Origin of the sequence: Methylomonas defluvii, from assembly GCF_033949435.1 — a bacterium.
In the GTDB taxonomy this organism is placed as follows: Bacteria; Pseudomonadota; Gammaproteobacteria; order Methylococcales; family Methylomonadaceae; genus Methylomonas; species Methylomonas defluvii.
In genome coordinates this window covers 95,207-110,188 of the sequence record NZ_JAXARY010000008.1, presented here as the reverse complement: position 1 = coordinate 110,188, position 14,982 = coordinate 95,207, and the positions used below count along the sequence as shown (strand labels likewise).

At 51.2% G+C, this 14,982-nt stretch carries 10 protein-coding genes; 6 read left to right on the top strand and 4 right to left on the bottom strand.

The window, feature by feature from the left end; genetic code table 11:
- Positions 1 to 49 precede the first annotated feature (49 nt).
- From QLH52_RS10385 to QLH52_RS10375, 3 genes are read left to right on the top strand one after another with little or no spacing between them, the layout of a single operon-like run.
- A complete protein-coding gene (locus QLH52_RS10385) occupies positions 50 to 589 on the top strand; it encodes a YfiR family protein (RefSeq protein ID WP_319961485.1) in 540 nt (179 codons plus the stop codon).
- 13 nt (positions 590 to 602) lie between these two features.
- Positions 603 to 5,714, top strand: a complete 5,112-nt coding sequence (locus tag QLH52_RS10380; RefSeq protein WP_319961484.1) for an EAL domain-containing protein — start codon at positions 603 to 605, stop codon at positions 5,712 to 5,714.
- On the top strand, positions 5,707 to 6,567 hold the full coding sequence (locus QLH52_RS10375) for an HDOD domain-containing protein (RefSeq protein WP_051670511.1): 861 nt from the start codon (positions 5,707 to 5,709) through the stop codon (positions 6,565 to 6,567). Before QLH52_RS10380 ends, QLH52_RS10375 begins: the two co-directional genes overlap by 8 nt.
- Positions 6,568 to 6,585: 18 nt before the next feature.
- On the opposite strand, the gene QLH52_RS10370 is transcribed toward QLH52_RS10375, so the two are convergent.
- On the bottom strand, positions 6,586 to 7,905 hold the full coding sequence (locus QLH52_RS10370) for a PepSY-associated TM helix domain-containing protein (protein WP_101052611.1): 1,320 nt from the start codon (positions 7,903 to 7,905) through the stop codon (positions 6,586 to 6,588).
- 257 nt (positions 7,906 to 8,162) lie between these two features.
- Here QLH52_RS10370 and QLH52_RS10365 point away from each other — a divergent pair, with 257 nt between their 5' ends.
- From QLH52_RS10365 to QLH52_RS10355, 3 genes are read left to right on the top strand one after another with little or no spacing between them, the layout of a single operon-like run.
- Positions 8,163 to 10,460 carry a DNA internalization-related competence protein ComEC/Rec2 gene (locus QLH52_RS10365; protein ID WP_319961483.1) on the top strand — a complete coding sequence of 766 codons (2,298 nt, stop codon included), beginning with the start codon at positions 8,163 to 8,165 and terminating at the stop codon, positions 10,458 to 10,460.
- On the top strand, positions 10,450 to 10,881 hold the full coding sequence (locus QLH52_RS10360; protein ID WP_225892859.1) for a PilZ domain-containing protein: 432 nt from the start codon (positions 10,450 to 10,452) through the stop codon (positions 10,879 to 10,881). Before QLH52_RS10365 ends, QLH52_RS10360 begins: the two co-directional genes overlap by 11 nt.
- A gap of 11 nt (positions 10,882 to 10,892) precedes the next feature.
- Positions 10,893 to 11,075 (top strand): YbdD/YjiX family protein, encoded by a 183-nt coding sequence (locus QLH52_RS10355; protein WP_101052613.1) that lies wholly within the window; start codon positions 10,893 to 10,895, stop codon positions 11,073 to 11,075.
- A 201-nt stretch (positions 11,076 to 11,276) separates the two neighbouring features.
- Here QLH52_RS10355 and QLH52_RS10350 read toward each other — a convergent pair whose 3' ends face one another.
- The 3 genes from QLH52_RS10350 to QLH52_RS10340 form a co-directional block, all read right to left on the bottom strand.
- A complete protein-coding gene (locus QLH52_RS10350; protein WP_319961482.1) occupies positions 11,277 to 13,025 on the bottom strand; it encodes a DEAD/DEAH box helicase in 1,749 nt (582 codons plus the stop codon).
- 121 nt (positions 13,026 to 13,146) lie between these two features.
- Positions 13,147 to 14,121 (bottom strand): COX15/CtaA family protein, encoded by a 975-nt coding sequence (locus QLH52_RS10345; RefSeq protein ID WP_319961481.1) that lies wholly within the window; start codon positions 14,119 to 14,121, stop codon positions 13,147 to 13,149.
- Between the two features lie 13 nt (positions 14,122 to 14,134).
- The gene (locus QLH52_RS10340; protein WP_020481918.1) at positions 14,135 to 14,977 is read right to left on the bottom strand and encodes an HDOD domain-containing protein; all 843 of its coding nucleotides are present in this window, start codon (positions 14,975 to 14,977) and stop codon (positions 14,135 to 14,137) included.
- Positions 14,978 to 14,982 lie beyond the last annotated feature (5 nt).

Genomic DNA, 14,982 nt, shown 5'->3' with positions numbered 1-14,982 from the left:
AGACTGTTTTGCATTTTTTCTATTTAGTTGGATTATTGTTGCGACGGATATGCAAAACGCAATAAAAATGTATCTGTTGGCATTAATGTTATTTAGTTCAAGCGCGTCTTGCGCGGCGCCGTTGGCGCTTGAGCAATATACGGTGTTGGCCGCATTGACGCTTAATTTTGCCCGTTTTACGCAATGGCCGGAGCAGGCGTTTGCCAATTCCGGAAATAACCTGCAGGTTTGTTTGGTGGGGGACAATGCATTATTGCAATCTTTCGATTCAATTAGCGGTAAAGCGGTTGGGGATAGAGTGATTAAAATAATTAATTCGGACAAATTACGTAATTTAAGTCAATGTCATATTTTGTTTTTAAGCGAATTATCCAATAGTGTTTTGTCGCAAGTTTTTTTGGATACCAGGCAGTTTCCGGTGTTGACGATAGGTGAAGAAACCGATTTTATCGAATCGGGGGGTATGGTGGCTATGGTGAATGCCGATGGAAAAATACAGTTACATATCAATCTTGCCATGGTCAAAAGCTCGGGGCTAACGATTAGTTCCAGCCTTCTGCGCTTAGCGAAAATTGTCGGCGATAATTAGGAGAGATAATCGCATGTTTAAATGGTTTAACAATGCGCCTATCAAGATCAAGCTAGTACTTATTATGACTTTGATCGCTGTGTTGACGCTGTTTTCGGCAAGCACTGCGATTGTTGTGAATGAATATTATGCAAAAAAGAAAGATACCGAGCAGCAGCTGGTATTAATTGCCAATATTATTGCGTCGAATATTTCAGCGGCGCTGGTTTTTGAAGATACGGTCTCGGCTAATACTATGCTGAATAGTATGAAAACCCGGGACAGCATATTAAATGCCGAATTATATGATAAGCAAGGCAAGTTATTTGCCGACTATCACTCGCAAAAACTGGGTATTAGTCATTGGGATGCGGAAAAAGCTTCCGCGCTATTAAACGATGCGCAATCCCTCCCTAGTTCAGAAGGCCTATATGGTTTTATCGGCGAAGTTTTCGCTTATTGGTATGAACGCTTGTTTCCTTATACCAATAATATTGTCGGTAAGGCTGGCGAAAAAAGCGTATTCAAATACGATGACGACAATAATCTGCATTTTGTCCGTTCGATAGAACTGGATGGTGACGTCGTAGGGGTATTGCATTTGGTGGATGACCAAAGCGGCTTCTACGCCATATTAAAAGCGTTTTATTCAACTATGGGTTTGATCGTGGTGTTTACCATGGTCTTAATCGGTATGTTGACCACCAAATTGCAGCAAATATTTTTGGCGCCCCTACTCAAACTGATGGATGCCATGCAATCGGTTGGACATGAGAAGAGTTTTTCGCATCGGATTAACAAGACCAGCAACGACGAATTCGGCGATTTAGCCGATGTGTACAATGCCATGCTAGCCGAAATCCAGTTCAGAGACGATCAACTAGCCATGCACCGAGATTCTTTGGAAAGGCAAGTTATCGAACGTACCCAGCAATTGGAAGAAAAAAATCAAGAGCTGAGTATCAGTATCGCCGAAGCGCTCTCCGCCAAAGAGCAAGCGGAACAAGCCAGTAAAGCCAAGTCGCAATTTTTGGCAACCATGAGCCATGAGATCAGAACGCCGATGAATGGCGTGTTGGGCATGACCGAGTTGTTGATGTCATCCGGTTTGGATGATCGGCAAACCAGATTTGCCGATACCGCCTACCGTTCTGCCAATTCGCTACTCAGCATCATCAATAATATTCTCGATTTTTCCAAAATCGAAGCCGGCAAATTGCAGTTGATCGTTCAGGAGTTCGATCTGCGCCGCTTATTGGAAGACACCGTGGAAATGATGGCGGAGCAAGCCCACCGTAAAGGCCTGGAATTGATATTGAATCTGCCGCACCAAATGCACTTTATTGTGCAGGGCGATGCGGAACGATTACGGCAGGTGTTGGTTAATCTGCTGAGCAATGCCATCAAGTTTACCGAAGAAGGCGATGTGCAGCTTAAGGTGAGTGTTCCGGAAAACGCGACCCGCGATAAAGTCAGATTATTATTCGAAGTAATCGATACCGGCATAGGGGTTGCCGCTGAGCGTCAGGCGGAAATTTTCGATAGTTTCACCCAGTCCGACGGCAGCATTACCCGGCGTTATGGCGGGACCGGTTTAGGTTTGACCATTTCCAAGCAATTAGTCGAATTAATGGGCGGTAGTTTGGGACTGGAAAGTAATATCGGTCGGGGTTCCCGGTTTTACTTTGGCTTAGAATTGGGATTGGGCATCCAGACCGACATCGAACGTGCCGATACCAGCGCGTTGGAAGGTCTGCACATCCTGGTAGTGGATGACAATGCGATAAACCGCGACATACTCCACGATCAAGTTTCGCTATGGGGCGCCCACGTTACGACCGTCGATAGCGGCCCCAGGGCGCTAAAGCTATTGGTCGAGGCGGCTACTTTAAATAATCCGTTTCAAGTTGCTCTGCTGGATTGGCATTTGCCGGTGATGGATGGCTTGACGCTGGCCAAGGCCATTCAACGCGACCAGCGTATTCCCAAGCTGCCGTTGATCATGCTCAGCTCCGAAAATGTCAGCATTAAAACCGGCCTGACCCACGAATACGGCATCAGCTTTTATTTGAACAAACCGGTTTTTCAACAACGCCTGCTGAATTGCTTGCTGGAAATCGCTACGTTCGCACCCGTGGAGCAAACGGCGCCATCCGCTGTTACACCGGAGCAAATTAAGTTATCCGGGCGCATTTTGGTGGCCGAGGATAACTTAGTTAATCAGGAAGTGGTCAAAAGCTTCTTAGAAAGCATGGGCTGCATCGCGGAGGTGGTAGCAGACGGTCAGGAAGCGTTGCAAGCCGCCTGCCGGCGCCGTTACGATTTAATTTTGATGGATTGTCATATGCCGGTTATGGATGGCTTTTCGGCAACCGTCAAAATTCGCGAGCATGAACAAGCCACGGCCTCGACCCGAATTCCGATTATCGCTTTAACCGCCGATGTACAAAAAGGCATACACGATCAGTGTGAAATGGTTGGTATGGACGGCTATTTAAGTAAACCGTTCAGCAAAGAACAACTGCGCCATCTATTGATAAATTGGCTGCCAAATGCTGCGGATAATGCACTGGAGCCGGCTCCGCTGGCATATCAAGACCCAGTGATGGCAGGCGAATTTCCCCCCGGACCGATTTGCCAGGCCGATCTGGCTCAGCTTCGGGATATTTACGATGCGAATGGGGTAAGTTTGTTAAACAAGGCCATCGCACTCTATCTGCAAACCGTGCCGGAAACAGCCGAAAAACTTAGACACGCCGCTGCCGATGGGCAGGCGGATTTGCTGGCCGATATGGCTCATGCCCTCAAATCGTCCAGTGCCAATCTGGGTGCCAGGGATTTGTCTAAAACCTGCCGATTGCTGGAAACTGCCGGCCGCCAAGCGGATCTTGCAGCAATTCCGGCACTGCTGGCGGAATTTGAGGCGCAATTGCCGGAGGCTTTGGCCGAGTTGCGTGCTATTGCCCATGCCAGCGTAGCGCAGCCCGATGCACCGCAAGCCGGCATGGATAAGCGAGTAACCGACCTAGCGCTGGAAGCCAAGCGAATTTTACTGATAGACGACGATCCAAACTTCAGATTGATTACCGGCGAGCAGTTAAAAGCCTCGGGTTTCGACGTCGTGGAGGCCGAGAGTGGCGAAGCGGCGCTGCTCTTGCTGGAAACGGCCATTCCGGATCTAGTCATAGTCGATGCGATTATGCCGGGCATCGACGGTTTTGAAACCTGCCGGCGCATGTCCGCCAACCCCGCCATGACCGACATTCCCATCATTATGTCTACCGGCTTGGAAGACATCGAATCGATAAATCGGGCATTTAAGGTCGGCGCTACCGACTTCATCATTAAACCGCTTAATCATGTGGTGTTGATTCATCACATCCGTTTTCTGCTGCGCTCCAGCCATGATACGGCGGAATTACGCAACAGTAAGCAGCAACTGTCTGCTGCGCAACGCATCGCCGGTTTGGGCTATTGGACTTGGGATCCGCGGCAGGACAAATTCGAAATATCGCCGTTTTTAGCGGAAATGTGCCAAATGCCGGCCGACTATTTTCGGGGTGAGCTCAACAACTATTTGAATTTAATTGAGGCTGCGGACCGCAAAATAGTGCAGACCTTGATAGAAGCTGCTGTCCAGGGCGAACAAGTCGAGTATGTCGAGTACCGCTTGCGGCCGGATCTGGAAACGCCCATCAGTGTCCGCCAGGATACGGCCATGATCAGCAGCGGACAGCAGAGTTTTGTCACCGGGACGGTGCAGGATATTTCCAAGCAAAAGCAATCGGAAAAAATCATCCATCAGTTGGCGTATTTCGATGAGTTGACCGGCCTGGCCAGCCGTGTGCATTATCACAAGCGTATTCAACAGACCATCAAAGCCTCGGCGCGCGGCAAGTTGGAGTTTGCGTTTCTATTCCTGGATCTGGACGAATTTAAGTATGTCAACGACAGCTTTGGACATAACGTCGGCGATCAATTTCTGAAAGCGATCGCCCAACGTATCCAAAGCGTGGTACGTGAAGAAGACTTTGCTGCGCGATTGGGCGGAGACGAATTTTGTATTATCGCCAGCAGCATTACCGACGAATTTCAAGCCATGGAAATCGCCGAACGCTGTTTGCAGGAAATCAACCGACCTTTAATTTTGGATACCCACCATTTAAAGCCCCGCGTCAGTATCGGTATTGCTATTTATCCAAAAGATGGCGAGAACGAGCACGACTTGATGAAAGCCGCCGACACCGCCATGTACGCAGCGAAAAGCGCCGGCAAACAGCGCTACGCTTACTATCGGCCTGAGATGACGGGCCTGGCGATTAAGCGCATGCAAGACGAGCAAACCTTGCGCGACGCGCTGGAGCACCAGCAATTGCAATTGTATTATCAGCCCCAGGTAAGTATGTTGGATGGGCGAATGATAGGTCTCGAAGCCTTGGTGCGCTGGCGACATCCGTTGCGCGGTTTGCTTGGGCCCGGCGAGTTTATTCCTTTGGCTGAGGCTTTGGGTTTGATCGGTAAAATTAGCGACTGGGCTATTCAACAGGCTTGCGAACAATTAATTGCCTGGCAAAATCAAGGGCTGCCGTTATTCACCACGGCTGTCAACGTCTCTGCAAGCCATTTCCGCGATCCGCAATTTCCGTTCACGTTGCGGGAAATCCTCAAACATACCCAATTGCCGGCTCACTATTTACAAATCGAAGTCACGGAAAGTGCCATGCAAACGGCGGCAGACTTAGAGATATTTAAAAAACTAAAGGGCATAGGAGTGAAAATCGCGATAGACGATTTCGGCACCGGCTTTTCGTCGCTGGCGTCGCTGAAGCAGTTGCCGGTGGATTGTCTGAAAATCGACAGAACCTTTGTTCAGGATGTGCTGTTTAATCCGCAAACCCCCATTTTGCTCGGGACGATTATCGGCATGGCCAATGCGATGGATTTCTCGCTGGTGGCGGAAGGCGTGGAGACGATAGAGCAAGCCATGGTGATGAGCGGCTTGGGCTGCCAAGTGGTGCAAGGCTATTTGTTTAGTCAACCTTTGACTGCCGCCGAAGTGCCGGCCATGTTTGACAAAGATTTCCGGCTGGAATTTATTCACTCCAAACCAGCCCATAACGATATTCATCGAAACAATTATGACTGATCTTGAATTGCCGGAACGCTTTGCAGATATTAAACGGCTGCCTTCTTTACCGCACGACGTTCATCAAGTGGTCAAAGCCTTGTCCGACGATAATCTGGATTATGCCCGGTTAGCCAAGATTCTGGCGGGGCATGCCACGATTTCGTCGCGACTGATTGCCTTGGCCAATTCAGCGTGGTTTAACAACTCCAGCGAACCGGTGACGTCATTGGAAAGAACCTGTTTGAAACTGGGATTAAATATTGTCCGGGGCGTCGGTATCGGTTTGGCGGTGATGAAGCCGTTTAATATCAGGGATTGCCGAAGTTTCGATATCAAACGCTATTGGATCAGTACCATGCTGGTGGCGCACGCTGCCCGTGCGCTGGCCGACGAGCTTGCGGCGGAGCGGGGCAATGAACACTTGCCGCAAACCGTGCATACCGGCGGCATCCTGCACAATATCGGCTTGCTCTGCATGGCCGACATCATGCCCGAAGAAACCCACCAGGCCCTGCGTTTTAAACAAGCCAATCCCGAATTGGACTTGAATCAAGCCTTGCGCAAATTGCTGCATACCGATTATTGCGAAGTCGGGGCGCATCTGACCGTTTCCTGGGGAATACCCGAAGCGTTGGTGGCGATTATTCGGTACCATCGCAATCCGGGTTATCAAGGCAGCTATTGGCGGCAGGCAGCTTTGGTCGGCGCGGCGACGCATATGGTGGGTAGTGTGTTCGACGATAAAGAAACCTGGCCGGTCTCGGCCTTTGAGAAACTGAGCATCAGCCCGGCCTGTCAGGCTGAGATATTTGCCGACCTGCAAAGCCAATATTTAAAAACTCAGGAATTGGCGAAAGTGCTATTTCCTTAAGAAGTGGTGCTGAAAACACTACTTTAGTCTTTTTATCCGCCTGATTCGGCCGTAGATTTTTTGCAAAAAACGGTTAGCAGCGGGGATCACGACCCTAAGAATTGCCTTGGCGGCGCGTTTTAATGTCGTCATGCAAGCAGTTGTCGCCGCGTCTGTCGCCTGTTTCAGGTTGATTTCTCGATCCGCGACCCAGCCATGTCGGTGTAACCAGTGTAATAAGCCGCTCAAAAACAGGCATGTCGGCGTCAATCCCACAAAAAACCACAGCAAGCGGCCGCTTTCGCCCAAGGCTTCGCCGGTATGGAGCGGCCAAAGCCAGGTGGTAAATGTTTGTCCGGCTGAGAATTGGCTGGGGTTTTGCACATCGCGAATTTGTCCGCTCCAGCGGTCCACCCAAACGGTCGTGAACGGGTGGTGTTGATTGATCTCGTTAAGTTGGCGCAAATTGATCCGATACGTCCCCAGCTCGCCAACCGGGGTGGTAATTCGCCGGACTTCCGAGCTGGGAAACGGTCCGCGGGCCACGAGGATTGCTTCCGACAGACTGGTCGGCCTGTCATTGGGTATGGCGCTGCTGCGCACATTGGGGCCGGCGTCACCATGTCCCATGCCGGACGCGGCGGTCAGGTTCTCCAGCAGGCTAGGGTAGGCCAGATGAAAACCAGTGAAGGCCAGCAACATTAAAAAGCCGGAACTGGCTACGCCCAGTAGTCGGTGCAAATCAAATACTAGCCGCATCAAGCCGGCATCGTGGCGCAGCGAAAAGGCGCGCCACAACTTGGGCCAGCCCGGCCACCACAGGTACAAACCACTGAGTACCGACAACATTAATAAGCCGCCTAAAACCGCCAACGCATTTCGGCCAAAGCCGTCCAATTGCAGTTGGGTATGTAAATCCAACAGCCAGGTCGTCAGGGTTTGGCCCCATAAGCGGCTGTCGACAACCCGGCCGGTGTAAGGATTGACCGAGACCATCAGAGGCGCATAAAAGGCGTCTACGCTTTCCTTGGGCTTTTCAAACCAGGCGGTGATCATGCCGTCCGGTGCTCGCGGCATTTCCAAGGTCCAGGCACCGTGCCGATCCGGATGGGCAGCACGTACCGCCGCGACGATTTTGTCCAGCGATAAAGCCGTTGATTGTGGGGTATCGACGCGCAATTGCGGATTGAGCAAGCTATCCAATTCTTCCCGGTAAATACTCAAACTGCCGGTCAAGCCGATCAGCGCGAAGATGAGTCCCAAACTCAGTGCCAGATAAACATGGCACAAGCGCCACCATTTGCGGGCATTCAGGATAAAGCGTGGGCGGACAATCAGCGGGTAATGGGTTTCTTGCATGGGGTATACAGTGGGAGATTTAGCGACAGCCCGCCTTCAGCAGCCTTAGACGCTATAAATTTAAAAAACAGCATTTGCCAGGCACGGCAACCGGCTATTTTGCAGGATTAATGCAACAACAACCAGCCCATGACAGCCGTTGCGCCGCAGACAAGTTTAAAAAATCGGCTAGACTGCGTGAAATACGCAGGGCGGCGGAGTTTGATTGGTAGAGATATGAGGCGTTTTATACAGGATAAATGTAGGTCGGAGAGGCGATGAATCTGAGCAGTTTGCTATTTCTGGCCGGAATTGTTGCTGTCCAACAGTTCAGCCGCTTGCCTAGTCTGTTCGAGTTTATCGGTTTGGTGGTTAGCGGCTTGTTGTTGATTTATCGGCACCATTGGCGATTTTTCGCGCTGCTGGCTGGGGTGCTGTGGGCGAGTCTATTGGGTAGCTGGCGGCTGTCCCAACAACTCCCCGATACCTATCAAAACCAGGAAGTGAAAATTCAAGGCTATATCGCCAGTCTGCCGCAACAACAAGAGCAGCGCACCAATTTTGATTTTATTGTCACGGCGCCCTCCGGCAACTTTCCGGATAAAATTCGCCTGAGCTGGTATTACCCAAAGCTCAACTTAGCTGCGGGGCAGGGCTGGGAGTTCCGGGTTAAGTTGCGCAGGCCGCACGGCCGCCTCAACCCCGGCGGCTTTGATTTCGAAGCCTGGTTATTTGCCAACCATATCGGTGCTACGGGTTATGTGCGCGATAAACCGCCGCCGCAAATCGTGAGCTTATCGCCGAGTGCCGGTCAATATTTTGCTCAGTGTCGGCAAGCGATTGCCAACCGACTGGACGCGGCTTTGCCCGGCAGTGGACAGTTAGGCGTGATAAAAGCATTGACCATCGGCAGCCAAAACGCAATCACCCAAGAGCAATGGCGCGTGTTTAGACTCACCGGTGTGGTGCATTTAATCGTGATTTCCGGTTCACATATCAGTCTGATCGCCGGCCTGATTTACCTTTGGAGCAGACGGCTGTGGGCTTGGACCGGGATATTAAGCATTTCGCCGCAACGGGCCGCCGCATTGTGCGCTTGGCTGGCTTCGCTGTTTTACGCCGGCTTGGCGGGCTATTCGGTGCCCACTCTACGTGCGGTGGTGATGCTCAGCGTGGCGTTGGCAGCAATCGCTTGGCAGCGTAACACCGCGCCGATGCGAGTTTTATTGCTGGCGTTGCTGGCTGTCTTGCTGTTCGATCCGTTGGCGGTGCTGTCGGTCGGCTTTTGGCTGTCATTCGTGGCAGTGGCATTATTGATTTACGTGTCGGCGGGCCGATTGGGCAGACCTTCGTATTGGCGCGAAGCCGGCGCCGCGCAATTGGCCACGGCCGTGGGCTTGTCGCCCTTATTGGTCGTGTTTTTTCAGCAAGTATCGTTGATATCGCCTGTCGCAAATTGGTTGGCAGTGCCGGTTATCGGTATATTGATCGTGCCGCCGGCCTTGTTGGCGGTGGTGTTATTGTTTATCTGGCCGGCATGCGGAGCGCTGTTGCTGCAAGTTTTGGACTATGCCTTGCAAGGCTTGTGGTGGGTGCTTTCGCACATGGCCGAATTACCATTAGCCAGCATCTATTGCCTCCCGCCGCCATGGTATGCGATTGGCTTGGCGGCCATCGGCGTGCTTCTGCTGTTAGCGCCAAGGGGCTTTCCGTGCCGGTATTTAAGTCCGTTACTGTTTTTGCCGTTATTACTGGTTGATGTTGAAAAACCGAAACCCGGTGAAGCTTGGTTGACTGTTTTGGACGTGGGGCAAGGATTAGCAGCCGTGCTGCAAACTGCGGAACATACTCTGGTGTTTGATACCGGCGCACGTTATTCGGAATATTCCGACATGGGCGATTCAGTGGTCCTGCCGTTTTTACGCGAGCAGGGTATCTCTCGGGTTGATAGTTTGGTGATTAGTCATGGCGATAACGATCACAGTGGCGGCGCGGAGTCGATATTTGCCGAATTGCCGGTAGACAAGTCTGTTAGCAGCGTTCCTGAATGGGCCGCACGCGAACATGGCGAGTATTGCCGGGCCGGACAAACCTGGCGTTGGGATGAAGTTACTTTTAAGGTGCTGTCCCCGCCGGAAAGTGGATTCATCGGTGATAACGATAACTCCTGCGTATTACAAGTAAGCTCCGCACAGCAGGTTTTTTTGCTGACCGGCGACATCGAACAAACAGCCGAAAACTGGTTGGTGCGAGAGTACGCTGACAAACTTGCCAGCGACGTATTGTTGGCACCGCACCATGGCAGCAAAACCTCATCAAGCCTGGCTTTGCTTGAAAAAGTTAATCCCAGGCTTATTTTGATTCCTGCCGGTTATCAAAACCGTTTTGGTTTTCCGCATCGCCAGGTTATCGAACGCTATAGCCAGCTTGGCATGGCTTGGTTGAATGCGGCCGAACAGGGCGCTATTTCGGTGCGTAGTGGGCCCGAAACAATTCAGCCGATAGCCGAGCGAGCCAAACGGCAACGATATTGGCGAACACCCGCGCCGAATCGGCAGAGTATTGATGTCAGATAAATTTTGCCGTGTCGGCGTTTCTGCCTATACTCTCAGGATCAAAATATGGAGCATTGCAGTGGAGAATGAAAACCGTAGCAGAATACGTTTTAACCCGGAAGGACTCGTGGCGCACATCATCATCGAACCGCCACCGCCCGGCGGCGAGATCATCATTGACGGCCAAGTTGTTGATATGAGTTACAGCGGCATAAAAATTCGCTTGAAAGAACCTCTGGGTCAAGCAGTGGACGAAGCGGAATTGCGGATTTCCATCATACTGCCGGAGTCGCGGGTGGCGATGTCGATACACGGTAACATCAAGCATATCCGCGAAGATCGCGAATGCGGTTTGCAATATAGTCCGAGCAAGCACAGCGAGGACGAATTCGACGATCTGATGTTCGAATGCGTTAAGCTGGCACCACAGCGTAAAGATTAATCGAGACCCTTATGAGCAGATTGCTAAGGTGTGTGCGGTCATTCTGGGGTCACCTCAATGGCGATGCCGCTTATGAGCGTTATTTGCTGCATTGGCAAGCGCATCACGCCGGGCAGTTTCCGCCGTTAAGTCGAAAAGGATTTTTTGCGGCTGAAACGCAGCGCAAATGGAATGGCATCAAGCGGTGTTGCTGAATTTAATTGTTGCTTGAGTTGCTGGTGCTAAAAAGTATTCCAACCGCAGTTCACTATTCCATTCAAATAGTCCAGTCGTAGAGAGCCGGTGCAATTCGATGAACTTGTGTACGGCGCAAGTTTGGCATTGCAAGCCGCAAGGCAATAAAAAAGGCTTAGGTTTTCCAACCTAAGCCTTTGTAGTCCATTCCGAGGGGACGATTATTCGGCTTGGTCTTTATTTTTGCCGCGTCTTGATGGTGAGCCGACCCGTTTTTTACTTTTGTCTTTTTTCACCAAAGCCGGGTCGAATTTGGATATATCCAAAGGTTTACCGACTACCCGGACTTTTTTCAGGGCCTGGAACAAGTCTTTGGGCATGCCGGCGGGCAGTTCTACGGTGCTGTAGTGCTCCTCGATTTTGATGCGGGCGATATGATCGCCGTCTATACCGGTTTCGTTGGCGATAGCCCCGACGATATTGCCTGGTTTCACGCCGTCGGCATGGCCTACTTCGATGCGGAAGGTTTCCATTTCTACCGCGCCGACGCGACCTTTTTCCCGTCTCGGCCCACGATCACCACGATCATTGCGGTCGGAACGGCCTTTTTCCTCGGCGTCTTTACGCGGTTTTCTGCTGGGTTCTTTCATCAGCAAAGGTGTATCGCCTTGCAATAACTTGGCTAACGCCGCTGCAATGTCAAGTGCCGGGACATTATGCTCAACCTGATATTGGTTGATTAATTGGTTGTAAAAGCTGAGTTCCTCGCCGGCCAGTGTATCGGTAATCCGCTGTTTGAAACGGTTGATGCGGGCGTTGTTGATAAAGTCGGTGGAAGGCAACTGCATTTCTTCGACTTTTTGTTTCGTGGCTTGCTCGATATTGGCCAGCAGGCGTTTTTCGCGCGGCGAGACAAACAAAATCGCGTCGCCGGTGCGGCCGGCACGACCGGTACGGCCGATACGATGGATATAAGATTCGGTGTCGTAAGGGATGTCGTAATTGACGACATGGGTGATACGATCCACGTCCAGACCACGGGCCGCAACGTCCGTGGCGATCAGAATATCCAGTTTACCGCTTTTCAGATTATCGATAGCCCGCTCGCGCAAGGCTTGCGACATGTCGCCGTTGATCGCCGATGCTGAAAAACCGCGTGCTTCCAATTTTTCCGCGACTTCGATGGTAGCGGTTTTGGTTCTGACGAAGATGATCATGCCGTCGAAGTTTTCCGCTTCCAGAATACGGGTCAGCGCATCCATTTTGTGCACACCGCTGACAAACCAGTAGCGTTGGCGAATATTGGCGGCGGTGGCGGTTTTAACCTTGATGGTGACTTGTTCGGGGTTGTTCAGGTATTTCTGCGCAATTTTGCGAATTTCGGTCGGCATGGTGGCCGAGAACAGCGCGGTTTGGCGCGTCGATGGGGTTTGCTCCAGAATCCATTCCACGTCATCGATAAAGCCCATCCGCAACATTTCGTCGGCTTCGTCTAACACCAGGGTGCTGAGTTGGTCCAGTTTCAGTGTGCCGCGGCGCATGTGGTCCATGACTCGTCCCGGTGTACCCACTACGACATGCGCACCGCGATTCAATTGGCGTAGCTGGCTGGTGTAATCCTGGCCGCCGTAGATTGGCAAGACGTGAAAGCCTTTGATATGGGCGGCATAACTTTGGAAAGCCTCGGCAACCTGTATCGCCAATTCGCGCGTAGGAGCTAGTACCAAAGCTTGCGGGTCTTTTTGATTGAGATTAATACGCGACAAAATCGGCAAGGCGAATGCAGCTGTTTTACCCGTACCGGTTTGGGCTTGGCCCAACACGTCGCGACCAGCCATGACGAACGGAATAATCTGTGCTTGAATCGGAGAAGGGGTTTCGTAACCGACACTTTTCAGCGCTTTTAAAATGGTGTCTGAAAGCGATAAATCTTTAAAGGAAGGCGTGGCGGAGGAAGGGGCGTCGGACATTAATAATACCTGTAGAAAAAAAGAGAGTTGCCGGCCATGGGCTAGCTATGCCCGGCATTGTATCGCAACTTAGTCTGATATTGCTTAACTTATTGATAATTACCGTAAAATCCTGGCTTGTTCAGTTTGCTTTTCTGGACGAGTAATTTAAGCAAATAAAGATGAAAAATTGCGCGCCAAAAATCAGATTAGCCATCAACAGATGTACCGGTTGAGCGACGGCGGGAAATCCCAGTCTGTCCAGGCTGACGCCAGCCAAAATGGCGGTAACGATCAATCCTACTAAAACGTAAGCCGTGCGCAACAGCAGGCTCTGTTTGTCGGCTTGTTGATAAATTTGCCAGGCCAGCCAGAGGTTGGTGAACAAAATGACTGATGAAAAAGAGCGGTGAATATAAAAAATGATCGGGAAACTATCGCGCCAATATTGCCTGTCGATATAGCTGTGCTCATGAGCAATGTAATCGACCGCTTCCCTGACTTGGGTGCCCATTGCTACTTGCAGCAAAGTCATTGCCATGGCAATTTTTAAAACCAAAGCAAATCGCGGCGTTAGCCAATGGCTGTCGATGGCTTGCAGTAGGGGTTTTTGCGATCTGGCAATCGCGTATATGAGCAGCGCGACGATAAATAAGGCCAACAACATGTGCAGCGTTATCATCAAGGGCTTTAAGTTACTCGCTACCACGGCCGAACCCAGCCACCCCTGAAATCCGACCAGCAAAAACACCGATAATGCTAAATAAAAAATGGCTTTATCGGCTTTCAGGTAAACCCTGGAAGTCCAGGCAGTAAGAAAAATCAGAAAACCAATCGTCACGCCGACCAGACGATTCGTGTATTCGGTCCAGGTTTTTACCGGATTGAAGGCGGTGCTTTCGTAACCGCGCGCCGCATAGATTTCATGGTAATTGGCCGGCAATTGCGACTCGTGAGTCGGTGGCACCCATTGTCCGAAGCAGGTCGGCCAGTCCGGACAGCCCATGCCGGCACCAGAGGCGCGGACAATGCCTCCAACCAGAATCACGAAATACACAGCAAAGATGGTTAGTGTGCCTAAGCGGCGAAACCGGGCGGCGTCGTGGGCGTCTATCATGTGTTGTTATGTCTCAAAGGAACATTGAATGGGCAAGCTCGATCTCTTCCGAGACTCCTTCAATTTCCAAAATTTCGGTATCGGGCTGGATGCCCAATTTAACAAAGGCCGGTACGGTGTTCCAATCGACGCGGCAGGCGGGGTGATCGGTGCCGGCGATGCTTTGCAGAAAAGCGACTTGCACCAAGTCGACATAATCGGCTTTAGAGCCTGAGTCGCGCTGAAAATCTACATATTCGGAAGGCACCAATTTAAGTTCTTCCGGGAAATTCCAGGTGTTCATGATCAGTTTGCCGACATGCGGGTGGGCTTTCTCCAGCAGCTTGTCTAATCGGGATGGGCTATCTCTAAATTCCGGAATTTTCTCGACTAGTGTCAATATTGGTAATTTACCGATTTGATGGATTAGCCCGGCCAGCATGGCTTCGTCGGCGTTTAAATGCGGCACGAATGCAGCCAAAGCCCGGCTGATCGCCGAGACATTGACGCCTTGCTCCCAGGTGCTGCGGAAATAGCCTTCCAGTAGCGCCGTGGTAGGCGTGAACATTTGCTGCATGATCAAGCTGGTAATCAGCGTGCGAATGGTGTTGTTGCCGAGCCGGGTTACGGCCATTTGGATATTCTTGATTTCCATGGTGCCGCGATACAGAGGGCTGTTGGCCACTTGTATCAAACGGGCGGAAATGGCGGCGTCGGTTGCGATGATCTCGGCCAGGCTTTGCGCGGTGGCATCGCCTTTACTGACAGCGTCGCGGACTTTGATGGCGACATCCGGCAAGGTAGGCAGGATTAATCGGTTGGCGTCTAGTTCCGCTTGCACATGGACTAAAAAGTCTTGAACAGATTTGAATTGCATGGATT